Below are 672 nucleotides of genomic sequence, written 5' to 3'. Positions count from 1 at the left end.
GCGTATTCCCATAAGGTTTTATATCCTTATGAATCTCGAAATTACGAAGCTGAAACTGAAATGGTATCTCATCGATAACCTTTACTTTTATAGTAAACGGATAGTTGTTCCGAAGGTCAATTTTAGTAAAGTTTTCATCTCCATTCGATAATTTTTCAGGAAGAATTCTGTTACTTTTCACTCCATTTTTCTCTCTGAATAAAATAAAAGTATCAATACAGGTCATTAACACCAATAACAATAATCCTGCATGTGCTATCCACATTACAAATGGGACGAAAAATGCAAAAACGTCTACTCCTGCTATAATACCAAGCAGCAGAAAAAATAGATTATTGAGATATAATTTTTTCATAACATTTATTGAGAGTTTATAGTACACAGATAATAGCTATTTACTCAAAGATTTGATTATTTCTTTTAAAATTCTGGAAATCTCCAGAATACTATTAACTGTAAACTGACAACCGCACACTACATAATTTATCTCGGAATTTCTATGGATTCCAGTATTTGTTTAATTACCTCTTCTACACCCAGTCCCTCCATTTCACGCTCCGGAGTAACAATTACTCTATGTCTCAGTACTGCTACTGCAGCTTCTTTTATATCATCCGGGGTTACAAAATCACGACCATTAATCGCTGCAAAACCTTTAGATGCCGTTAGCAA

Annotated in this window: 1 protein-coding gene and 1 pseudogene; both read right to left on the bottom strand. The window is 33.3% G+C overall.

The genetic code is table 11. From position 1 onward, the window contains the following. A partial coding sequence (locus BFM98_RS20710; protein WP_217492443.1) for a hypothetical protein occupies positions 1–355 on the bottom strand: 355 nt, incomplete at its 3' end. 128 nt (positions 356–483) lie between these two features. After that, a pseudogene (locus BFM98_RS20705) lies at positions 484–672 on the bottom strand (AAA family ATPase); the annotation flags it as partial.

Source organism: Lysinibacillus sp. AR18-8, from assembly GCF_001705465.1.
Classification (GTDB): Bacteria; Bacillota; Bacilli; order Bacillales_A; family Planococcaceae; genus Lysinibacillus; species Lysinibacillus capsici.
Note: the sequence above shows the minus strand (reverse complement) of the source record. Positions and strands in the feature narration are given on the sequence as shown.